General features: G+C 52.6%; 18 protein-coding genes and 6 tRNA genes. 7 read left to right on the plus strand and 17 right to left on the minus strand.

Features of this window, described 5'->3' with window-relative positions:
• Positions 1-22 precede the first annotated feature (22 nt).
• The 6 genes from E1N14_RS16400 to hemA all read right to left on the minus strand — a co-directional run bounded on the left by E1N14_RS16400 (position 23) and on the right by hemA (position 5,924).
• On the minus strand, positions 23-1,294 hold the full coding sequence (locus tag E1N14_RS16400; RefSeq protein ID WP_371873750.1) for a DUF819 family protein: 1,272 nt from the start codon (positions 1,292-1,294) through the stop codon (positions 23-25).
• Positions 1,295-1,373: 79 nt separating this feature from the next.
• Entirely contained in the window at positions 1,374-2,165 is a 792-nt protein-coding gene (locus E1N14_RS16405) for a transglutaminase family protein (protein ID WP_025011693.1), read from the minus strand.
• Positions 2,165-2,560: a SirB2 family protein gene (locus tag E1N14_RS16410; protein WP_025011692.1), complete on the minus strand. Its 396-nt coding sequence runs from the start codon at positions 2,558-2,560 to the stop codon at positions 2,165-2,167. Before E1N14_RS16410 ends, E1N14_RS16405 begins: the two co-directional genes overlap by 1 nt.
• Before the next feature lie 156 nt (positions 2,561-2,716).
• On the minus strand, positions 2,717-3,562 hold the full coding sequence (gene prmC / locus E1N14_RS16415; protein WP_028779722.1) for a peptide chain release factor N(5)-glutamine methyltransferase: 846 nt from the start codon (positions 3,560-3,562) through the stop codon (positions 2,717-2,719).
• Positions 3,563-3,573: 11 nt separating this feature from the next.
• Positions 3,574-4,659, minus strand: coding sequence for a peptide chain release factor 1 (prfA, locus tag E1N14_RS16420; RefSeq protein WP_025011691.1), 1,086 nt, complete (start codon positions 4,657-4,659; stop codon positions 3,574-3,576).
• Between the two features lie 14 nt (positions 4,660-4,673).
• Positions 4,674-5,924, minus strand: coding sequence for a glutamyl-tRNA reductase (gene hemA, locus E1N14_RS16425; RefSeq protein ID WP_028779720.1), 1,251 nt, complete (start codon positions 5,922-5,924; stop codon positions 4,674-4,676).
• 238 nt (positions 5,925-6,162) lie between these two features.
• Here hemA and lolB point away from each other — a divergent pair, with 238 nt between their 5' ends.
• The 3 genes from lolB to E1N14_RS16440 all read left to right on the plus strand — a co-directional run bounded on the left by lolB (position 6,163) and on the right by E1N14_RS16440 (position 8,736).
• Positions 6,163-6,834 (plus strand): lipoprotein insertase outer membrane protein LolB, encoded by a 672-nt coding sequence (gene lolB / locus E1N14_RS16430; RefSeq protein ID WP_025011690.1) that lies wholly within the window; start codon positions 6,163-6,165, stop codon positions 6,832-6,834.
• Positions 6,831-7,709 carry a 4-(cytidine 5'-diphospho)-2-C-methyl-D-erythritol kinase gene (ispE, locus tag E1N14_RS16435; RefSeq protein ID WP_025011689.1) on the plus strand — a complete coding sequence of 293 codons (879 nt, stop codon included), beginning with the start codon at positions 6,831-6,833 and terminating at the stop codon, positions 7,707-7,709. The genes lolB and ispE overlap by 4 nt, the downstream gene beginning before the upstream one ends.
• Positions 7,710-7,788: 79 nt before the next feature.
• Positions 7,789-8,736, plus strand: a complete 948-nt coding sequence (locus E1N14_RS16440; RefSeq protein ID WP_028779717.1) for a ribose-phosphate pyrophosphokinase — start codon at positions 7,789-7,791, stop codon at positions 8,734-8,736.
• A gap of 1,048 nt (positions 8,737-9,784) precedes the next feature.
• On the opposite strand, the gene E1N14_RS16445 is transcribed toward E1N14_RS16440, so the two are convergent.
• The gene (locus E1N14_RS16445; RefSeq protein WP_037437474.1) at positions 9,785-12,199 is read right to left on the minus strand and encodes an AAA family ATPase; all 2,415 of its coding nucleotides are present in this window, start codon (positions 12,197-12,199) and stop codon (positions 9,785-9,787) included.
• 85 nt (positions 12,200-12,284) lie between these two features.
• Positions 12,285-12,797 carry a hypothetical protein gene (locus E1N14_RS16450; protein ID WP_062794019.1) on the minus strand — a complete coding sequence of 171 codons (513 nt, stop codon included), beginning with the start codon at positions 12,795-12,797 and terminating at the stop codon, positions 12,285-12,287.
• 2,157 nt (positions 12,798-14,954) lie between these two features.
• Between E1N14_RS16450 and E1N14_RS16455 the strand changes: the two genes are divergently transcribed.
• The 3 genes from E1N14_RS16455 to E1N14_RS16465 all read left to right on the plus strand — a co-directional run bounded on the left by E1N14_RS16455 (position 14,955) and on the right by E1N14_RS16465 (position 17,039).
• Positions 14,955-16,088, plus strand: coding sequence for a pyridoxal phosphate-dependent aminotransferase (locus tag E1N14_RS16455; RefSeq protein WP_025012150.1), 1,134 nt, complete (start codon positions 14,955-14,957; stop codon positions 16,086-16,088).
• An 82-nt stretch (positions 16,089-16,170) separates the two neighbouring features.
• Positions 16,171-16,629: a hypothetical protein gene (locus E1N14_RS16460; protein ID WP_025012151.1), complete on the plus strand. Its 459-nt coding sequence runs from the start codon at positions 16,171-16,173 to the stop codon at positions 16,627-16,629.
• Positions 16,626-17,039 carry a hypothetical protein gene (locus E1N14_RS16465; RefSeq protein WP_025012152.1) on the plus strand — a complete coding sequence of 138 codons (414 nt, stop codon included), beginning with the start codon at positions 16,626-16,628 and terminating at the stop codon, positions 17,037-17,039. The genes E1N14_RS16460 and E1N14_RS16465 overlap by 4 nt, the downstream gene beginning before the upstream one ends.
• Positions 17,040-17,320: 281 nt before the next feature.
• On the opposite strand, the gene E1N14_RS16470 is transcribed toward E1N14_RS16465, so the two are convergent.
• The 9 genes from E1N14_RS16470 to E1N14_RS16510 all read right to left on the minus strand — a co-directional run bounded on the left by E1N14_RS16470 (position 17,321) and on the right by E1N14_RS16510 (position 21,364).
• Positions 17,321-17,395 (minus strand) — tRNA-Gln (locus E1N14_RS16470).
• Positions 17,396-17,462: 67 nt separating this feature from the next.
• Positions 17,463-17,539: transfer RNA gene (locus E1N14_RS16475), tRNA-Met, on the minus strand.
• A gap of 25 nt (positions 17,540-17,564) precedes the next feature.
• Positions 17,565-17,639 (minus strand) — tRNA-Gln (locus E1N14_RS16480).
• A gap of 20 nt (positions 17,640-17,659) precedes the next feature.
• Positions 17,660-17,734 (minus strand) — tRNA-Gln (locus tag E1N14_RS16485).
• Positions 17,735-17,769: 35 nt separating this feature from the next.
• Positions 17,770-17,854: transfer RNA gene (locus E1N14_RS16490), tRNA-Leu, on the minus strand.
• Between the two features lie 32 nt (positions 17,855-17,886).
• Positions 17,887-17,963 (minus strand) — tRNA-Met (locus E1N14_RS16495).
• A 175-nt stretch (positions 17,964-18,138) separates the two neighbouring features.
• Positions 18,139-19,230 carry a redox-regulated ATPase YchF gene (gene ychF, locus E1N14_RS16500; RefSeq protein WP_025011687.1) on the minus strand — a complete coding sequence of 364 codons (1,092 nt, stop codon included), beginning with the start codon at positions 19,228-19,230 and terminating at the stop codon, positions 18,139-18,141.
• A gap of 85 nt (positions 19,231-19,315) precedes the next feature.
• Positions 19,316-19,903, minus strand: a complete 588-nt coding sequence (pth, locus tag E1N14_RS16505) for an aminoacyl-tRNA hydrolase (protein WP_025011686.1) — start codon at positions 19,901-19,903, stop codon at positions 19,316-19,318.
• Positions 19,904-20,095: 192 nt separating this feature from the next.
• Complete coding sequence (locus E1N14_RS16510) at positions 20,096-21,364, minus strand: FAD-dependent oxidoreductase (RefSeq protein ID WP_082813131.1); 1,269 nt, start codon at positions 21,362-21,364, stop codon at positions 20,096-20,098.
• A gap of 152 nt (positions 21,365-21,516) precedes the next feature.
• Between E1N14_RS16510 and E1N14_RS16515 the strand changes: the two genes are divergently transcribed.
• On the plus strand, positions 21,517-21,840 hold the full coding sequence (locus E1N14_RS16515; RefSeq protein WP_025011685.1) for a hypothetical protein: 324 nt from the start codon (positions 21,517-21,519) through the stop codon (positions 21,838-21,840).
• Positions 21,841-21,879: the final 39 nt, after the last annotated feature.

The raw sequence follows: 21,879 nt of genomic DNA on the forward strand, positions 1-21,879 counted from the left end.
GCCCATGCGGCGTTAACTTAAATCAGCTGGCCACGGCCTGCAGCAACTGGCCACAGAGCCAAGCCATATAAGTGCCTAAAGCATAGCCGAATACCGCCAGCAGTACACCTACGGGTGCCAGTGCCGGATGGAAGGCCGCAGCCACTACGGGCGCAGACGCCGCGCCGCCAACGTTGGCCTGGCTGCCCACCGCCATGTAAAACAGCGGCGCACGGATAAGCTTGGCCACCAGCAGCATCAATCCCGAATGCACCAGCATCCAGATAATGCCCACCAGGAAGTAAATCGGCGTATCTAGAACTTGGGATACATCCATATGCAAACCGATTGTAGCCACCAGTATGTAGAGGTAGGCCGAGGCTATCTTGGAGGCTCCGGCCGCTTCCAAATGACGGGCCGGACTGAATGACAACAGCAAACCTATGGTTGTGACTATCACCACCAGCCAGAAGAATCCAGAGGTCAGACTGTATTGCTCGGTCCAGGGATAGTTGGTTGCAAACCAGGGTGCCAGCAGGTCGGCGCCGACATGGGCCAGACCGGTAATACCAAAGCCCACAGCCACAATCAGCATAATGTCGCGCAGGCTGGGAATGCGGGCGTTTTCGGCATGATATTGCTCCACCTTGGCCTTGAGGCTTTCAATGGCGCTGGTATCTGCACCTGTCTTGGCATCTATCTCCTTGGCCCTGGATGCCATAAACAGCAGCACGGCCATCCAGATGTTGGCGACTATCACATCAACAGTGACCATCACGGAGAAGATATTGCCGCCCACTTCATAAATCTCTTTCATCGCCGCCTGGTTGGCACCGCCGCCAATCCAGCTACCGGCGAGTGTCGTCATGCCGCGCCAGACTGCGTCCGGGCCGTGGCCAGCGGTCAATGTCGGGTCGATTGCCGACATGATAAGCAGGGCAATCGGGCCGCCTATAACAATGCCCATGGTGCCGGTCAAAAACATCACTACCGCCTTGGGACCCAGCCCCAGAATGGCTTTGAGGTCGACGCTGAGGATCAACAATACCAAACAGGCAGGCAGCAGATAACGGGACGCCACATAGTAAAGTTTGGAGGTACTGCCATCGACAATCCCAAAGGTATTGAGCAAGGATGGCAGGAAGTAACACAGCAGCAAGGCCGGGATGAAACGGTAAAACTTTTGCCAGAAAGGATGGCTGCTGCTGTTGGTGTAAAAAACGAAGCCAAGAATGGCGGCCAGAATGCCGAGCGCGGTGGCGTCATTGGTCACCAACGCAGTCATTTCAGTGGCCGCCTGTGAGGTACTGCTCATAGGTCCTATCTCCCTTGCGATTGCAATTTATTGTTTTATTTTAATATTTATATTTTTCTCACTGCCCTCACGGGCAGGTTCAATGGAAGGTTTGAGGGTCGTCTCCCAATTCTCTGAGTTGCATCTTCACCAGCTCGACCACAGGGTCGTGCGGGCTGTTGTCGACAAAATACTGCAGATCGGCGCTGGCGACATGAATAGCTCCCAGTTGCTGGGCAATAAAGGCGCGCTCCCGATGCAGGCTGAGATCGTCGGCATGCCATTCAAGCAGCAAATTGCAGCACTCCATCGCAACTTCAAATTCATGGGCGACTATGGCGCCGGCCTTGAGTTCATGCAGCATGCGGGTCATCAGCCTTTGGGTGCCAACCGGCTTGAGGTAAGACGCCTTCAGCGGTGCACTGTTGCCCAGCTCGCCGCGAACCAGGGCATGCAAGCGCTCTTTGCTGAGACGCTCCCCCCGAAGCGGGTCGAGATAGATGAGTTCACCGGCCACGTGGCAGGCCAGCACTGTGGTGCCCGGCAGCAGTACAGGGTCGAATTTCAAGTCCAGCTGTTTGCCAAGCAACATAAGCACAGTTGCCAATGTGGTGCTGTTCCCCTGGCGGCTGAGAATACACTGGCCGAGATCGGCCGCCTGCCGGGAAAAATAATCTTCTCTGGGGGCAAACCCCAGATCCTTGTAAAACCAGTTCAGCAGCGCCTGAAAGCGCCGCTGCTGATCGACCAGATAGTGGCTGAGCACTGAGCCGGACAGTTCCAGCCAGGCCCAGTTGGCCTGTTTGGCCAGGCCAAAGCCCAGATATTGGCAAAGCTCAAATGCCGACTCGGGCAGAGAGAGTTCGTCTTGCTTAAGAGAATATTGTTGCATTACCCCAGAATTACCGCTTGTTTGAAGTGTGCCAGTTTTGCCGCATAAACCACCCAGCCCAGAGCACCGAGGAAGGCGAAGATCCGGAAGATCAGATTACGGTTGGACTTGAGCGCCATCACGCCCAGCAGTATGTAAGCGACCACTGCGCCTATCTTCTCCGTCATCCAGGGATCGACGAAAGGATACTGCTTAATCATAAAACACAGAGTCAATCCGGACAGCAGCAGGAAAGTATCGATCACATGCGGACCTACCTTCAGCAGTTTCTTGTCCATAATGGCTGACTGACGCAGCTTAAGCACGAAACGCACAATGAACAGCAATACGCTGACGGCGATCAGGATCATGTGCAGGTGTTTAACTGCCGGATACAGGCTGTAAAAAGTTTCCATCGGATAGCTATATGTAGGTGAACAAAGGCGACAGTGTACCCTATCGCAGTGCTCAGCACCAAGGCCAAGCCGCTGTCGAAAAGGCGGAATTATGACAGGAAATGGGGACGATATCGGCGGTTTTCAAGCCCGGGAGATAACCCTGGGCACAGACACTCAACCGGGCCAAAAACCCAGGGTGCATCTATCATTGGAGCCAAAGTCGCGCACTGTGGCCACCTGCTGATAACCGAGCTCGGCAAGTTTTTCCCTGAGGTTCACGGCCTGGGCATAACCATGCTCCAGCAGCAGATAACCGCCCGGCAGCAGGTGCTCCCTGGCATGGGCTGCGATATGGAACAGGTCGGCAAAGCCCTGATCGGCGGCGGTCAAGGCGCTGCGGGGTTCGAAGCGCACATCGCCCATCTCAAGATGCTCATCATCCTCCTCGATATAGGGAGGGTTGGAAACAATCAGCTGGAACTTACGCCCCTGAACCGCCGAAAACCAGTCACTCTGAAGGATCTCAACCTGCGGCAGTTTCAAATTATCCCGGTTGGCGCAGGCCAGCTCCACCGCGGCCTCGACCTTATCAACAGCAGTCACCTGCCAGCCTTGTCGCTCATGGGCCAGTGCCAGCGCGATAGCGCCGGTACCTGTGCCGAGATCCAGCACGGCGATATCATCTGAAAGCGGCAGGTTGAGCGCGGTTTCCACCAGAATTTCGGTGTCCGGGCGCGGAATAAGAGTGGATTCGTTGACGATAAAAGGCAGTGACCAGAACTCACGCTCACCGACAATATGGGCCACGGGCACGCCTTGGCTGCGACGCTGTACCATCTGGGTGAACTGCTTGTGCTGCTCGGCCGACAAACTTCTTTCGGGCCAGGTGTAGATAAAACTGCGGCTCTTGCCCAAACAATGCAGCAACAGGGCTTCGGCATCTGCATGGGCAGACTCGGACGATGCGGCCAGCATAGAAGAGGCCCATTGCAGGGCCTCGGCAATATTGAGTTTAGTCACAGACAGTCCTTTTATTCGTCGGACAGAGCCGCCAGCATGTCGGCCTGATGCTCTTGCATCAAGGGCTCAAGCAGCTGCTCCAGGTCTCCTTCTATCACCTCGTTGAGACGATACAGTGTCAGGTTGATCCTGTGGTCGCTCACCCTTCCCTGAGGGAAATTATAGGTGCGGATCCGCTCGGAGCGGTCACCGCTGCCCACCAGAGAGCGACGGGTAGATTCTTCGGCGCTGCGGCGCTTCTCATCTTCGGCCGCCTGCAAACGGGCCGCCAGCACGCTCAAGGCCTGAGCCTTGTTCTTGTGCTGTGAGCGCTGATCCTGGCATTCCACCACCAAGCCTGTGGGCAAGTGGGTAATACGAATCGCCGAGTCGGTTTTGTTAACGTGCTGACCACCGGCACCGGAAGAACGGAAGGTGTCGATACGCAGCTCGGCCGGGTTGATTTCCACCGCCTGGGCCTCGGGCACTTCGTGCATAACGGCCACGGTACAGGCCGAGGTGTGCACCCGCCCCTGGGATTCGGTTTCCGGCACCCTTTGTACCCTGTGACCACCGGACTCAAACTTGAGTTTGCCGTAGACACCGTCACCACTGACCTTGGCAATCACCTCTTTGAAACCGCCATGCTCGCCCTCGCTGGCGCTCATGACTTCGACCTGCCAGCGCTGGCTCTCGGCATAACGGCTATACATACGGAAAAGATCACCGGCAAAGATAGCGGCTTCATCACCACCGGCACCGGCACGGATTTCCAGAAAGGCGTTGCTGGCATCATTGGGATCTTTGGGTAACAGCAGAATTTGCAACTCGCCTTCCAGCTGCTCCAGCTGAGCGCGGGCCGCCTTGATCTCTTCCTGAGCCATCTCTTTCAGCTCAGGATCTTCCTCGGCCAGCATCTCCTGTGCGGTTTGCAGATCCGCCTGCGCCTGCTGGTAGGCCTTAAAGCCTTTGACCACATCTTCAAGCTGAGCATATTCCCGTGACAGGGCTCTGAACCTGTCCTGATCCGCTATGACATCTGCGTCACTGAGCAGGGCCAATACTTCTTCATTACGCTCAAGCAAGCCTTCCAGCTTGCGGATAACGGATTCCTTCATTTAGCTCGCTAACCTTAGTGTTTATCCAAGCCGAGCGCGGTTCTCAATTGACCCAAAGCATTGAGATCACCCTGACGACTGGCTGCAGTCAGGGCCTGGGTCGGAGCATGGATCAGTCTGTTGGTCAGACGGTTGGCCAGTTCCAGCAGCACCTGCTCTGTGTCTGCTCCCTGCGCCAACTTGTTCATTGCCCGTTCAACCAGCTCATCTTTAATCGCCATGCTCTGGGTACGATATTCGCGAATGCTGTCGACCGATTCCAGTGAGCGAACCCACTCCATAAACTGGTGTGAATGCTCTTCGGCAATGACTTCCGCTTGCTCGGCGGCCTCTCTACGGGAGGCCATATTCTGTTCGATTATGCTTTGCAGATCATCGACCGTGTATAGGAAAGCATCGTCCAAATCACCGACTTCTGCCTCAATATCACGGGGAACCGCTATATCAACCAATAACATAGGTTGATGGCGGCGCTGCTTAAGCGCTTTTTCTACCATGCCCTTGCCCAGGATGGGCAGCGGACTGGCGGTAGAGGATATCACGATATCGGCCTTGGGGAGAAAATCTGGTATCTGCTCCAGGGTAATCGCCTGGGCATTGAACTCCTCGCACATGGCTTCGGCGCGGGAAATGGTGCGGTTAGCCACCACCATGCTGGTGACGCCGTTTTCCTTCAGGTGGCGGGCAACCAGTTCTATGGTTTCACCGGCGCCAATGAGCAGCACCTTGGTCGCAGCCAGAGAAGAGAAGATGTGTTTGGCCATGCTGACGGCGGCAAAGGCAACCGAAACTGCCGCTGTGCCGATTTCCGTTTCGGTGCGCACCTTCTTGGCCACGGCAAAAGTATTTTGAAACAGACGATCCAGTGTCAGTGCCACTGTGCCGGATTCCTTGGCCTTGGCAAACGCCTGTTTGACCTGACCGAGGATCTGCGGTTCGCCCAGCACCAGAGAGTCGAGCCCGGATGCAACCCGCATCAGGTGTTGCACCGCGGGTTGACCACAGTGTTGGTACAGGCAAGGGGCCACCTCTTCATGGCTCAGGCCATGATAGTCTTCCAACCAACGCACAACCTGCTCGGCATTTTCCGTGTTGCAGTAAAGCTCGGTGCGGTTACAGGTGGAAACGATGACAGCTTCCCCGCTCTGAGTCTCCTTGGCCAGGCTGCGCATGGCTTCATGGATCTTGTCCGGGGCAAAGGCAACTTTCTCACGCAGGTCAACAGTGGCGGTTTTATGGTTTATACCAATTGCTACAAGGCTCATCTGAACTCGTTCTGGACTCTTGGCGTCGCTGTAGGATGCGGCCATTCTACTGAATTGGCCACCTTAAAAACAGAATACGCTTAACAAAACCGAATAAAGGTCTAACTTCTCAACCAATTTATCAATTAAGCTGAACAGGCGCTGGCAAAAGCCACAAGGGCGACACCACAGGGGTCGGCGCTTATTGGTATTCTGCCAAAGCCCTCGTATCATAGGCGGCCAACACAGTGAACAACAGATGATTATTTTGAAGTACTTCACAAAAACCTGTTTTACACCTCTGTCGACCCTGCGCCTGCTGTTGCCCCTGCTGCTCCTTGGCCTGCTCAGCGCCTGTAGCAGCCTGCCCGATGCCCGCTGGCAGGCGACTCAAGTCAAGCACGCAGAGCAAGCCAAGGCCTGGGAGCTGAAAGGCAAGCTGGCGGTAAAAACTCCCGAGGAAAAATTCAGCACCAATCTTTATTGGCTGCATACTCCAACGACAGAAGAGCTGAGACTCACCACCATGTTGGGTACCAGTGTGATGCTGCTAAAGAGCGGCCCGGACGGCGCCTTACTGGAGTTGGATGGTGAAATCTATCGCGACCGAGACCCACAGCGTTTACTCGATGGCCTCAGCAGTTGGAGCATACCCCTTAACGCCCTGCCCCGCTGGGTGCTTGGCCTCAGCGCCGCCGACACTGAACTCGTGCTCACAGACAATGACGGCAAACCCCAGAGCCTGGAAGATGGCAGCGTCAGCCCTCCGTGGCAGGTGAAGTATCTCAACTGGCAGCAACAAAGCGGTGCCGATATTCCGCGCCTTCTTAAACTCAATCGCGGCGCACTCGAACTCAAGATCCAGTTAACCGAGTGGCAGGCACTCGAAGCCCAGAGCACACTCACCACCAAGGAAAGCCAGCATCCATGAGTCCTCTAGACCAAACATCCAAACCCAATAGTCTTTCGCTTGGCTGGCCGGCCCCGGCCAAGCTTAATCTGTTTTTGCATATCAATGGTCGCCGGGAAGATGGCTACCATGAACTGCAGACCCTGTTTCAGTTTCTCGACCATGGTGACCTGTTGGACTTTAAAGTCACCGCCAATGGCGAGCTCAAACTACACTCCAATCTCGGCGCTGCTGTCCCGGATAGCGATAACTTAATTCTCAAGGCCGCAAAATCATTGCAGCAAGCCAGCGGTTGTGAACTGGGGGCCGAGATCTGGCTCGACAAGAAACTGCCCATGGGCGGCGGTCTGGGGGGCGGCTCGTCGGACGCGGCCACCACTCTGGTGGCCCTCAACGCCCTGTGGCAAACCGGCCTGAGTGAAACCGAACTTGCGCAAATTGGTTTAAAACTCGGCGCTGATGTTCCTGTTTTCATTAAGGGTTTGGCGGCCTTTGCCGAAGGGGTAGGCGAAAAACTTCAGCCGGTGGATCCGGCCGAACCTTGGTACCTGGTGCTGGTTCCCGAGGCCCATGTCTCCACTGAAAAAGTGTTCCATGATCCTGATTTACCAAGAGATACTCCCAAGCTCTCTCTGGAGCAACTGCTGAGTGCCCCTTGGCAAAACGACTGTCAGGCGCTGGTATGTCGCCATTACCCTCAAGTTGCCAAGGCCTTGGGCTGGCTGCTAGAATATGCGCCGTCCAGAATGACCGGAACCGGTGCCTGCGTGTTCGGGGAGTTCGAAAAACAGCAACAAGCTCTCGATTGTCTGGCACAGCTGCCACCATCTTTCAAAGGCTTTGTTGCCAAAGGGATAAATAGATCGCCGCTTCAGAGTCGACTGGCTCGCCTCTGAACAGTTTCTTCCGGGATGAAGCGGTCCGCCGTTTTTTGTCCCAGCCACTAAAATAAAGCAAACGCCTGAGGTTCTTACAGTGCCCGACATCAAGCTCTTTGCTGGGAACGCTACCCCCAGTCTCGCCAAAAAGATAGCCGACCGTCTTTTTTGTAAACTCGGAGACGCAGAGGTAGGCCGTTTCAGCGATGGTGAAATCAGTGTCCAGATAAACGAAAATGTACGTGGTGCTGATGTGTTTATCATTCAGTCCACCTGCGCACCAACCAACGACAACCTGATGGAGTTGATCGTAATGGTTGATGCCCTGCGCCGCGCTTCAGCCGGCCGTATCACAGCCGTTATCCCTTACTTTGGTTATGCCCGTCAGGACCGCCGTGTCCGCAGCGCCCGTGTACCCATTACCGCCAAAGTGGTTGCCGATTTCCTCTCCAGCGTGGGTGTCGACAGAGTACTGACCTGTGACCTGCACGCCGAGCAGATCCAGGGCTTCTTCGATGTACCGGTAGACAACGTCTTCGGTAGCCCAGTGCTGCTGGAAGATATGCTGGCCAAGAAACTGGACAACCCAGTTGTTGTTTCCCCCGATATCGGTGGTGTTGTTCGCGCCCGCGCCGTAGCCAAACTGCTCGACGACTCAGATCTGGCGATCATCGACAAGCGTCGCCCACAGGCCAACGTGGCTCAGGTAATGCACATCATAGGTGACGTTCAAGGCCGTGACTGCATCATAGTTGATGACATGATCGACACAGGTGGCACTCTGTGTAAGGCTGCTGAAGCCCTGAAAGAACACGGCGCCAACCGCGTCTTTGCTTATGCGACCCACCCGGTATTCTCCGGCAATGCCGCCAGCAACATAGTAAATTCAGTGATTGACGAAGTCATAGTGACTGACACTGTGCCCCTGAGCCCAGAAATGCTCAAGACAGGCAAAGTGAGCCAGTTGACCATGTCAGCGGTACTGGCCGAGGCTATCCGCCGCGTCAGCAACGAAGAATCTATCTCTGCCATGTTCCAGCACTAAGCTGACATGCTGAGTTAACAAAAAACGCACCTTTGGGTGCGTTTTTTTATGCTTGATATCTGGGTTGCCATAATATGATATGGCCCATCAGCTGCGGGGTGCTCTCGCACAGGCGATCCTGTGACACGGCGTGAATACGTCCCTGTAGCCTCGACGAAAACATCCTTGTTTTCGACGGTCACAGTTCCGCCTGTGCCTGGAAATGAGGTGTATGTCTGCAGAACTCTCAAATATTTCAAGCTACTCCATTGTCACAGAATTGCACCGACTCCCGCTCGAAGCGGCCGCAGGGCGTTGATGACAATCGCGTAGCGAGGCATGGATGCCGAAGCAGCGCCAGTCGAATCAGGGGCGAGTGTCGCTTAGCGACGAGTTCACGAGCGCGAAACAGGATGTTGAGCTGGGCCAGAGTCACATGGATGTGACTCTGAGCGTCTGGCGCGATAGCGAATTGGCATCATAAGCACAAGGGGTTTTCCGCTGCGTCGCGGGTCGCTGGGGGGGTGGAAAGGGGGCGAGTCGATACTGCCCCCTTTTCTCGGGTGGGGCGAAGCTCCACGACTTTAGGCCACTGGCACAGTGGCTAGCATTGCTTTAAGCCTTAAATCCCTCGTCAATACTTGCCAGGCTTTTGACCACATGTGTAACCCATCAACTGCGGTGCACCTTTTGCACAGGCGGTCCTGTGACTCGCTGTAAACCCATCCCTGGGCGCTCGACGAAAACGTCCCTGTTTTCGACGGTCACAGTTCCGCCTGTGCCTGGAATTAGGCGTATATCTGCAGATCTATCAAATATTTCAAACTACTCAGGACTAACAGAGTTGCACTAATCCCCCTTCAGAGTGACCTTTCACTCAGTAAATAATGGGTGTCTTTGTTATTCACGGAATACTCAATCAGAGAACCGCATTTTCGCTTGGCTTGGGGTGAGTTTCTTAAACTGGTTAACACCTCTGGGAGACCCGAATTATGAGGGGATCCTCCAGCGCCCGCATTTGCGGCTGGTTTGGAGCGCAGCGGAAAAACAGTCCGGCAACATGCACTTGTTAGGCATTTTCTACCCCAATACTTTGAAGTAGCGCCGAATACTGGTCCGGATCTTTTTCTTCAATTTTTCGCAATATAAAACTTGCCGTTGTCTTCATCTCTGGCACATCAATAGGCAAAACACTTCTCTCAAATACACCTTCTAAATGGGAAAACTCATTATTGATGCGATCCGTTAGTGACGATGCCAATGCATCATCTCCGAAAAAACGCGCCAACTTATCATCTTTTTCTACGGCATTGGGGTATTTGTAGTACAAGAATGCTTCAAGAAACTTGCGGGCATTGTTTCCAAAGTTGTAGTAGCAATCATGATTTTCATCACACTCGATCTGGGCATGAGCGCATTTATAAATTTGATGAAACAGGAAGTTGAACTCCGTGACGTAGTCTTTCAGGTATCGAGGCATCAATGTAATGTCACTGACTTGATCCGTTCGGTTAATGATAAAGTATTGGGACTTTTTTTTGTTCAAAGCGCCGGGAAGCCGCTTCAGATACTTCAAAAAATCCAAATTGTGAGTCGAAATAAATAGCTGCTTAAAACGGTCACGTTCCTTGATCTCACCGTCATCTTCATATTTCTCTGGCGTTACAATCTTTGCATTAATAAGGCTGTAGACAAAAAAGATATGGTTTGCATCCAAGCTGGAAATGGGGTCATCGATCCAAATGATTGGCTGGTTACCTTTAGTCTCTATGTCTTCAAGCTTGGCCATGAAGTAACAGAAAGCTATCAGGCTGCATTCACCTTCGCTGAGATGGAATGCTTTTTTGTCGTTTCGAGTTACCTCAAACCGGTATCCAGATGACGCGTCCCCCAAGTTTTCTTCAATGGCTTTTAGTGAGAGAGACTGGTGGCCGAAAAAGTTGTTCAGATAATCGTTTACCCTATCAGCTCCCTTGCTTTCATCTTTTAACTGGGCCTTCAATTCAGCGATCTTTTCTCGTTTTACATCAACTTTTTCTTTTGCGGTGTTTTTAGCTTCATTCGCTTCGCCCATAGCGCCATTCAATGCCTCAATGGTCTTACACTCGTCTCCATACTTAATGTCGTTTATGAATGTATAAACCTCATGGAGGCGGAGAGCCGCACGAGCTTCTGATTGGTCGGCGCTTAGTGTAGCTGTAAGCTGGTTAGACTCGTTTCTGAGCTCCTCATACGAATCCCTGACCGTATTCAAAGCATCTTCAATAGACTCAGATGTTTTAAACTCAAGAGGCGTAAAAATGTCATCTCTTCGTTTTTCAATCTGTTCTTTTATCGAGTCCAGCCTCTGGCTGTAAGACTCTGATAAGGTCGACAACTGTTCCGCCAATGAATCCAAGTCGGCTGTAAAGTTAGAGTAGAAATCCGAGTTTTTGATTTTCAGTAGATTAGGAACTCGGGCTCGCTCAAGTTCAATTGATCCAAGCAGGGTTTCCAATGCTTGACGAAGCTCTTCAGACTCCTGATTAAAATGCTTGTCCAATTTCACCCACAGATCTTCAGGAAGATCGCTGCCACAAAATGCGCACTTATCTCTTTTCTCTTGATGGTGACCCCGACCAGTCCTCACCCACGAGGCCAAAGCCGCATCGTTCAGTAATTCCTGAATTGGATCAGACGCCTGAATCTTTTTTTCAATGAGTTCTTTAGCCTTTGAAACGATAGCAGAGTATTGAAGATTAAAAGTTGATGATTCAGGGATTTCCGATTTGGGTTCTTCTCTAAGGAGGTCGTGAAACTTGCTCACCTGCTCATCAGTAAGCGGAGAATAAGTGTCTTTAGTAACAGTCGAGATGTCTGTCTTTATTTTAGGAACATTGTAGTTGGCATCACCAAACGTTTTATTGTGCTTGATTCCAGTGCCTGCCTTATTGGCTTTATCACGTAACTTCCCCTCCAACTCTGACGACTTGTCGTCATGTTCTTTTTTGGCTCCTTTGAATTTTTCTTCAGCCCCAAAGAGTTCTCCCAGCAGTCCAGACTTGTCCTCTTCGCTCCCAAGTTCGGCTTCATGCTTCTCGATTTCTTCCTCAAGCCTTGTGTTATCTTCCCCCAAGATGGCGAATGAATTGATCGTCTGCTCGTCATCAACAATGAACCGAAGGTTGTCTCGGACAAAGTCCTCATTGAAAACCCGAACGATTTGACCATGATTGCTTAATGACCTCTGCGTGGCAATCCTGCCGCCATCAAAAGACAATTGAAACTCAGGTGAACTATATTTGTCCGATATCGTGCCAGTTTCGAGAGCTCTGAAGATCCGCGAGAGTGTTGTTTTGCCAGAGTAGTTGCGGCCATATAGGACGTTTAGGGTTTTAAATTCTGCGATGTTGTTACCTGCATCACGCATAGATGATGACCACTGAAAATCATCATAGACCGCCATACTTTTAATTGAGTCTATTTTTTTTATATGTCCGCTCATGCATGTCCTTTTTGATGATGCCTAACGCCCGCAGCACGGGCAAAATTGCAGCGCAGCGAAAATTTTGTCCCAGTGACTGCGATTGTTAGGAATTTTTTGCACTGACGAACTCCAAAATGTAGCTATCGTCATCTAGAAAGCCTAGAAGATCCTGTGCCGCATTTTGAAAAATTTCTTGAATGATGCCCTCAATACCGTACCACTGTTCAGATTTTTCACGATCTAGGTGAATTGTTTCATCCGAAAAATCTATACCGCCTTCTGCAGCGAGCTTGGCAAGTGAAAAGGCTTCCGCAAAGGTAATCGGAGTATCAAGCTTATGAGCCAAACGATTTCTAACATCATTTAAACCGCGTAAAAAATCAGCTGTACCTTTTCCAATTATTTTTCTGGACTCAGATGCATCAACCTTTCTCCTGAAGCTCCATTCAAAGTAACGACCACCGTCACCCTCTTTAGGCTGAATCTCTAGCATTTGCACTAAAATTGACTCTAGGACTAAATGCCCAGACATGAAAGCACCCAGAACCTCGTTTTCAAATAGCGAGGTTATGTGGTCAAGGTCAGGCCGAACTCGATTTTCCCACGGATCTTTCATTCGGAGTTTCCTAACAGCTGTATAGTGCGCATGCGCGTTTTAGTCCTCGGAGGAGTGTAAACGCGCATCGCTATCTGTTTGTATTAGCTGGATATAATAGAGTTTAGTCCTAATATCCCTTGCAGCTAAACGCGCATGCGCGGTTTCCAAACCTATTATCTACCAGCTGTATTTTTTAACTTTATGAATTTAAATATATTTTTATAAAATGTTACGGAAATAACGCGCAAGCTTAGCTGCAAATTCCCGGCATTTAGTCCGGAACGTCAATAATACTGTATAAAAATCAGTTCTGAGGTGCTTGTCATGAGCACTTCAAACCGCACAACCCAGGCCTTACAAAAAACGTTAAGTAAAGCCATGGCTACCGCACGGGTGCAAACTCTGTTCGTTCCTGCATTCCGCTAAAATCGGAAAAGTGTTGTAGCTTTCGCTTTAAGCTTAAGGAAGTACTAAAACTAAGCATTTGAATTAGTTATACAATAGCCAGCATTGAATGTTAAAACAATTAGCCAAAGGTCAAGTTTTGACAAAGGCAACAAAACACTGATTTAGTTTGTTTTTACAACAGAATTGACTGGGTTGGAAACCCAAAGCGACACGACTTTAAGCCGCTGGCACAGCGGCTATCATAGCTTCCAGCTAAAAGTTCCTAAGTTAGTACTGGCCGAGCTTCCGGCCACGGTGTAGCCAATCACCTGCGGTGCGCCTTTCGCACAGGCGATCCTGTGACTCGCTGCGAGTACGTCCTTGTAAGCTCTGCCTCGCCATCCCTGGCTCGGAAGGTCACAGTCCCGCCTGTGCCTGGAAAATAGGTGTATGTCTGCAAACTCTTCAGATGTTTCAAGCTACTCAGCGCTAAAAGAATTGCACCAATTCCCCCTTCGGAGCCGCCGCTGGCGTTGTTGCAAATTGGCGTAGCCGAGACAGGGATGTCGAGGCTCGAAGGTCGAGCAAGGCGAATGTTGCGAAGCAACAAGCTTATGAGCGCGAGCCAAGGAAGACGAGCTGGCCCTTATGCATGGATGCATTTGGCGAGTCCTGAGTGTAGCCAATTTGCTTCATAAGCCAGCGGGGATTTCGGCTACGTCGGGGGTGTCCTTGGGGATGCAAGGGGCTTTGGACAAGCAAAACCCCTTGCCCGGTGTGGTGTGGAACACCACGACTTTAGGCCGCTGGCACAGCGGCTAGCACGGCCTTAAGCCAAAACTCACCAATGAGCTTGGCCCTAGCGGCTAGCTAAGTTGTAGCTCATCACCTGCGGTGCGCCTTTCGCACAGGCGATTCTGTGACACGCTGCGAGTACGTCCCTGTAAGCTCTGCCTCGCCATCCCTGGCTCGGAAGGTCACAGTTCCACCTGTGCCTGAAAAATAGGCATATGTCTGCAGCCTAAAACGACTCTGTGTGGGAAGAATTGCACCAATTCCCCCTTCGGAGCCGCCGCTGGCGTTGTTGCAAATTGGCGTAGCCGAGACAGGGATGTCGAGGCTCGAAGGTCGAGCAAGGCGAATGTTGCGAAGCAACAAGCTTATGAGCGCGAGCCAAGGAGGGCGAGCTGGCCCTTATGCATGGATGCATTTGGCGAGTCCTGAGTGTAGCCAATTTGCTTCATAAGCCAGCGGGGATTTCGGCTACGTCGGGGGTGTCCTTGGGGATGCAAGGGGCTTTGGACAAGCAAAGCCCCTTGCCCGGTGTGGTGTGGAACACCACGACTTTACGCCGTTGGCACAGCGGCTATTTATGGCTTTAAGCCAAAACTTACCAATGAACTTGCTCCTAGCGGCTAGCTATAACCCATCACCTGCGGTGCGCCTTTCGCACAGGCGATCCTGTGACTCGCTGCGAGTACGTCCCTGTAAGCTCTGCCTCGCCATCCCTGGCTCGGAAGGTCACAATCCCGCCTGTGCCTGGAAAATGGGTGTATTTCTGTGGCATATAAACAACGTCAAGCAACGCTATTCTTGCAGAACTGCAGTAACTCGTCCTTCAAAGCCACTGCCAGTGTTGTCATCAAACAACGACTTGAAGTTACCAAAGCTCGCTGGCGGCTAAAGTCAAAAGAATAACAAGCTTCAAATAATGAATAAAAATTCATTTATTTTCTCTCTTCCTCTGGGTAGACTGAGCGCCCTCTTATCCAGAACATCATAATAAACATGCAATTAAGTCGTAGGCATTTTATTCAGGCCGGTCTAGCCGGTACCGCACTGGGGCTCAGTGGCTGCAGTAATTTCTCTTTATCTTCTCAGGAGCAGGCCCAAGCTACTGCCTCCAAGGGTCCTCTGGCGCTGAACTTCAATGAAAACCCGCTGGGGATGCCAAGCAGTGCCAGAGAAGCCATTATGCAGCATATGGGCGAGGCGCACCTGTATCCCGACAGTGCCCGTCAGGCTTTGCTCAAGCGCCTGGCAAGCTACCACGGTATCAGTCAAGAACAGCTCATCTATGGCAATGGCTCTTCCGAAGTACTCAAGTTCGCCATAGATGCCATGGCCAGCGCTCACTGCCAGTTGGTGATGCCCAAGCCCACTTTTGACATAGTGGCCGACTATGCCAAGGCCCGGGGGCTCAAGGTAACAGAAGTGCCACTGACCGCCGAGCTGCAAACCGATATCGCCGCTATGCGAGCCGCCGTGGCCGCACACCCTGGCCCTTCCATTGTCTATCTGTGTAACCCCAACAACCCAACCGGCCTCTTGCTGCCCAAGGCGCCGGTTGCACAGTGGCTAGCCAAGGCCAGTCCCGCGCTGCAGTTTATTATTGACGAGGCCTACGGCGAGTATGCCGGTAGCGATTTCCAATCCGCGCTGCCGTTCATCCAAAATGGCCAGAAACACACAGTGCTGACCAAGACGTTCTCCAAAGCATGGGGAATGGCGGGACTAAGAGCCGGTTATGCCATTGCCGCTCCGGAAATGATAGCCGCCATGCAGGCCCAGGCGAGTTTTGACAACGCCAACCTGTTTGCCCTCTATGGGGCGGCAGCAGTGTTGGATGACAGCGCCTGGCTGGCGCAGACCCGCAGCAACAACTTGGAGGCCGGTGCCATTATCATTGCCACACTCAAACTGCTGGGGCTCGACTATCTGCCGCTCAACGCCAGTTTTATTTTCCACCGCATCAAGGGCAATAATGAAGACTATCGCAAGCGGATGCAGCAGGCCGGCATTCTGGTGGGCCGCACCTTCCCTGGGCTTGAAGGCTGGAATCGCTTGACCTTGGGCACACCAATGCAGATGCAACAAGTTGCCAAAGAGATGCAACGTCTGCGTTTGGAAGGTTTGCTCTAATTCCTCTTTCAAGCGCTCTTTCAAGTGCCTTGGCTTTTCGCTAGACTCGGACTTTCGCAGCCTTTTTCAGAAGGATTCTGATATGCAAGTCCAATCCATTCTGGGGGCGTTATTCGCCCTCGGTTTCTCCCTGTCGTTGCAAGCCGCCCCCGGCGAGCTGGTCATCAACAAAAATGCCAAACCCAAATCCTCAAACAGCTATATCGAAGCCGTTCATAAAGAGATCCCGGTAGCGGGAGCCAGTGAGGCCCAGGTTCGTTATGCCATTCTCGAAGGTATGCTCAGCACCAAGGGCTTTGCCTGGGTATACGAGGGCGAAGGTGAGGGCTATATCCTGGCCCGTTTCGACTATCGCGGCGACACTAATGTGATGCGCATTGAATACGACGCCAACTATATTCAGCTTAAATACCACGCCGCCCTGGGGGATTTTGTCTGCAAGAAGCTGATTGATGATATCTGCTACAAGAATGGCCGCGGCTATTACAACTACATCAAGAATCTGCGTCTCTCCATCGCCCAGGAGCTGAAAAAATCATGAAACGAATACTACTGCCGCTGCTGCTGAATCTGTTATGGCTGAACCCGGCTTCCGCCGAGACTGAATATCAATTGCAACGCTGGCAAAACCCAGTACCCACAGGCGGCTATGTGCAGGATATCTCCGCCATGTTGCAGCGGGCCGTTACCCGGGATAGCTGGGAACTGGAAACTGCCGCAGATGGCACCTGGCTCGCCCGGCTCAATAACTACAAGGGATACACGGTCGAAGTAGAAGTAGCACGGCAGCAACAGGAACTGCAGCTTAGCCTACTCTCCAGCCGCTGCGATTGCAAAATGGACCAAGCCAAAATCGACAGTTGGTTAATTCGCCTCAGGCGCAATATCGCTCTCGAAGTCACCAAAGCCGCCAGAGATGAGAGTCTGCGACAGAAGCTGAAAGTCGAGTAGAAGCTTGATAGCTCAAGGCTGGTATGACTCTGGATCGGTGAAATCTTGGCACTAGTTTACAGGCATGCACAAGTTTACAGGCACAGGCGGAAATGTAGCCATCTTTGGTTGGCGCTCGAAAGAGCGCTGCTACACCACTATCGCCGGCAACTCTCGCCATGTCGCAGGATCGCCGGTGCGAAATAGCCGGGATCCCGGCCGATGCGCCAATAGCAGACAAGTTCAAACGATGAAAAACAGACACAAAAAAGCCCGTCTATGACGGGCTCTTTCGTTGAATATGGCTGGGGTACCAGGATTCGAACCTGGGAATGCCGGGATCAAAACCCGGTGCCTTACCGCTTGGCGATACCCCATCAGGGTCGGTGTTAACCGATACGAATCTTAAGACTCGTGAAGACCAAGTTTGCTGCTAAAGAAACATGGTAGCTATGGCGGGACTTGAACCTGCGACCCCAGCATTATGAGTGCTGTGCTCTAACCAGCTGAGCTACATAGCCACTGTATTTTTCTCTTTAGCGTTTATGGCTGGGGTACCAGGATTCGAACCTGGGAATGCCGGGATCAAAACCCGGTGCCTTACCGCTTGGCGATACCCCAATATATAAACTTGGTAAAGATGGCTGGGGTACCAGGATTCGAACCTGGGAATGCCGGGATCAAAACCCGGTGCCTTACCGCTTGGCGATACCCCACCAATAATCAAAGTTAGTTCAATAAGAGACAAATATGGTACGGGAGGAGAGACTTGAACTCTCACACCTTGCGGCACCAGAACCTAAATCTGGCGTGTCTACCAATTTCACCACTCCCGCAGTGTCTCTTGTTTTTGACATCCCAAGAAGGATGGTAGCTATGGCGGGACTTGAACCTGCGACCCCAGCATTATGAGTGCTGTGCTCTAACCAGCTGAGCTACATAGCCACGATAACTTTGTTGTTCCCCGTGCCGAGGAACGGGGCGTATTATGCTTATTCAGGTTATTCAGGTCAACAGCTTTTTTAGGCTAAATCCCGCCACCCCAGCTGTTTGCCTATAAACCCATCAAACTGGGCAACAGATACGCAAATCCGTGTTCTATCGCCCATTTAGAGTCACTTTATACGTTAAACAGGAAGTGCATTACGTCGCCGTCTTTGACGATATAGGTTTTCCCTTCCACCCGCAGCTTACCCGCTTCCTTACAACCGGCTTCGCCCTTGAACTGAACAAAGTCATCATAGGCCATAACCTGAGCCCGAATAAAGCCGCGCTCAAAGTCGGTGTGAATTTTACCGGCCGCCTGCGGTGCGGTAGAACCGACAGTCACAGTCCAGGCGCGGACCTCTTTCACCCCGGCAGTAAAGTAGGTTTGCAGTGTCAGCAATTCGTAACCGGCGCGGATCACCCGATCAAGCCCTGGCTCTTCCAGGCCCAGCTCTTCGAGGAACTCGCTACGCTCTTCCTCATCCATTTCCGCCAGATCTGACTCGATAGCGGCGCACACAGGCACCACAACGGCATTTTCTTTTTCGGCAATGGCACGCACTGTATCCAGATGCGGGTTATTGTCGAAGCCATCTTCAGAAACGTTGGCAATATACATGGTTGGCTTGAGCGTCAGCAGGTTCAGGTAAGCCACGGCTTCCAGCTCCTCTTTGCTCAAATCCAGGGTGCGCAGCATATGGCCTTCGTCCAGTACCGGCTTGAGTTTTTCCAGTACTTCGACTTCAAATTTGGCGTCTTTATCACCACCCTTGGCGCGCTTTTGCTGACGCAGTATGGCACGCTCAACACTGTCGAGATCCGCCAGTGCCAGTTCGGTATTGATCACTTCAATATCACCGGCCGGGTCAACCTTGTTGGCCACGTGAACAATATTGTCGTTCTCGAAGCAACGTACCACATGGCCGATAGCATCGGTTTCACGGATGTTGGCCAGGAACTTGTTACCCAGACCTTCGCCCTTGGATGCCCCGGCAACCAGACCGGCAATGTCCACAAACTCCATGGTGGTCGGCAGTACCCGCTCAGGCTTAACGATTTCAGCCAGGGCGTCCAGACGAGCATCCGGCACTGGCACCACACCTGTGTTGGGTTCTATGGTACAGAAGGGAAAGTTTGCCGCTTCGATGCCAGCCTTGGTTAACGCATTGAACAGAGTTGACTTACCGACGTTTGGCAGACCAACGATGCCGCATTTAAAACCCATGATGTTTACCTTTCTCTCTAATTTGAGTCCGGCGCACTCGGCCCCGGACAGGATAATGAAACAGGCGTCAGACGCCTGGATAATCTTAGACCGCTTTAAAGGAGTGCAGCCTGTGCATCGCCTTGGTCATATCCTCGGCAAAGAGGATATCAGTGGCGCGCACCGCTTCATCTACCGCGGCATCTATCAGCGACTGCTCAGTACTCGGCGCCTTGCCAAGCACATAGCCGCTGACTTTGTTCTTGTCCCCGGGGTGACCTATGCCAATCCGCAGACGATAAAAATTCTTGTTGTTGCCCAGCTTGGCAATAATGTCCTTAAGGCCGTTATGGCCGCCATGACCACCGCCAAGCTTGAACTTGGCCACGCCCGGCGGCATGTCCAGCTCATCGTGGGCCACCAAAATCTCCTCCGGTTGAATACGGAAGAAGTTCGCCAATGCCGCCACCGACTTGCCACTCAGGTTCATATAAGTGGAAGGGATCAGCAGGCGCACATCGCGGCCCTTGAGCGTAACTCTGGCAGTCAGGCCAAAATACTTGCTGTCGGCACTGAGCTGGGCACCGCAACCTCTGGCCAGCTCCTGCACATACCAGGCGCCGGCATTATGGCGGGTCTGGGCATACTCGGCGCCGGGATTGGCCAGCCCGACGATAAGTTTAATCTCTGTCATCAGTCTCTATCAGTCTGTTTATTCAACGAGAAGTTCTGCGAAGGCCGGACAAGGCCAGGCACATATTCACCGCTCTTGAAGCTTGGCCGTTACAGACCCAAACACTGCCAAAAAGCCAATGAAAAATGCCGCATTCTTGTAAAAACGCGGCATTTTAGCACTCTCTTGCGACAATCAACAAATCGACCGGGGTTATCTCAGCCCCAGCGCATACTTGAGGACTTGCTGCTTGACCGGGGTATTGATATCCGCCAGCTTGAGCCCGGCGTTACGCAACAGTTTAAGTGGCAGCAGATCGTTACTGAAACCGGCATAGAAGAGATCCATGCCTGTCATCATCAACTGATTGTCAAACCAACGCTGCTTTTGGAACCCTTCAAGCACTGTGGCCTTTGACCAGTCTTCGCCCTTCTCCAGCGCCTGGGTGATTGTCGCTATCAAGGCTTCGACGTCTTTAAAGCCCAGGTTAACCCCCTGCCCCGCCAGCGGGTTAATGGTGTGAGCCGCATCCCCCAGGATCACCAGGTTATCACGATAGTATTGCTGCGCATGGCGCCGGGTCAGCGGGAAACTGCCCTTGGCCAACACTTCGAAGTGGGGATCCAGCCTATCGGGGAAGTGATTGATGATCGCCTGCTTCAGTTGGCTGTCGCTTAGCTGCATCAAACTGCGAATTTGTTTGGCATCGTCATACCAAACCAAGGAAGCATTTTTGCCCGGCAATGGCAGCAAGGAGCGCGGCCCTTGCGGAGTAAACTGTTGCCAGGTCACATCCTGCTCATCACACTCGGTGGCGATATTGATCAGCATGCAGGACTGGGAATAATCCCAACCACTGATACCAATTCCGGCCCATTGACGCACTCTGGAGTTGGCACCATCGGCCCCCACCAGCAAGCGGGCATCGAACACCCGGCCATCGTCCAGACTCACCTCTATACCCACGCTGGAGCGCACCATGCGCCCGACCCGGGCCGGGCAGCAGAGGGTCAGATTGGGGTGGTTGTCGAATTCCTGCCACAGTGCCAGCTGCACCAAACGGTTTTCCACTATGTGGCCGAGACGCTCGGCCTTGATCTGACTGGCATGGAAACGGGTAATGCAGCCTTCCATTTCCCAGGTTTCCAGGCCACGATAAGCCACATGGCGCATTCCGAGCAGAGTATCGAATGCTCCCAGGCGCTCGAGTAGCGCCTCCGATGCCACACTGATGGCCGAGACCCTGACATCCAGAGGTTGCGAGGCATCGAAGGCCTCGGGTTCAAAGGCCTCCACCAGCGCCACTTCCAGCCCGAGTTTGGCCACCCCCAGCGCCGTCGCCGCGCCCACCATACCGCCACCTATGATGACGATATCCTTGGTCTCATGTTGTTCTGTCACTATGCCTTTCCTGCTGTCTCTCTTCTCTGCCGCCTCGGCCACAGAGTTGTGTTCAATGGTAACTGTTTTGGCTTCAATCATGAGCAAATGTTGCTGCCGGCCCTCCTGAAACACCTGCTTACAAGCCGACACACGAGCCTTGGCAACCTTAGGCTAGCCTCTGTGTGTCCAAGCAGTATCTGTCATGGCAAACACCGCATATGCGGTTATCGACATCAACAAGTGAGGATACCATGCGCAAACTTACCAGCAGCCTGATAGCCGCAGCCCTTGTCGTCCCGGCTGCCTTTACTTCTGGTCATGTTCTGGCCGCTACCACGGCAGACCAGATGGAAGTGATAACTGTAACCTATCGCTCGTCGCTGAATTATGCCCTATATCAACAAATCACGGAAACCATGGCCGGCTTTCATTTGGATGTGTTGGAGGACATCTATGCCCAGGCCCGCGGCAGCAACCTGGAGATGGCCGAGCAGTTCTACCAGCAGCAAAATATTCAGGTGGCCGCCAACCGTTTACCCACACAGGTCGAAAGGGTATTGCAGCAACCAGAGTAATTCTCAGCCCTGGCGTTCAAAAGCTGGTCAGCGGACTTA

The sequence above is a fragment of the Shewanella algae genome (assembly GCF_009183365.2).
GTDB classification, from domain to species: Bacteria; Pseudomonadota; Gammaproteobacteria; order Enterobacterales; family Shewanellaceae; genus Shewanella; species Shewanella algae.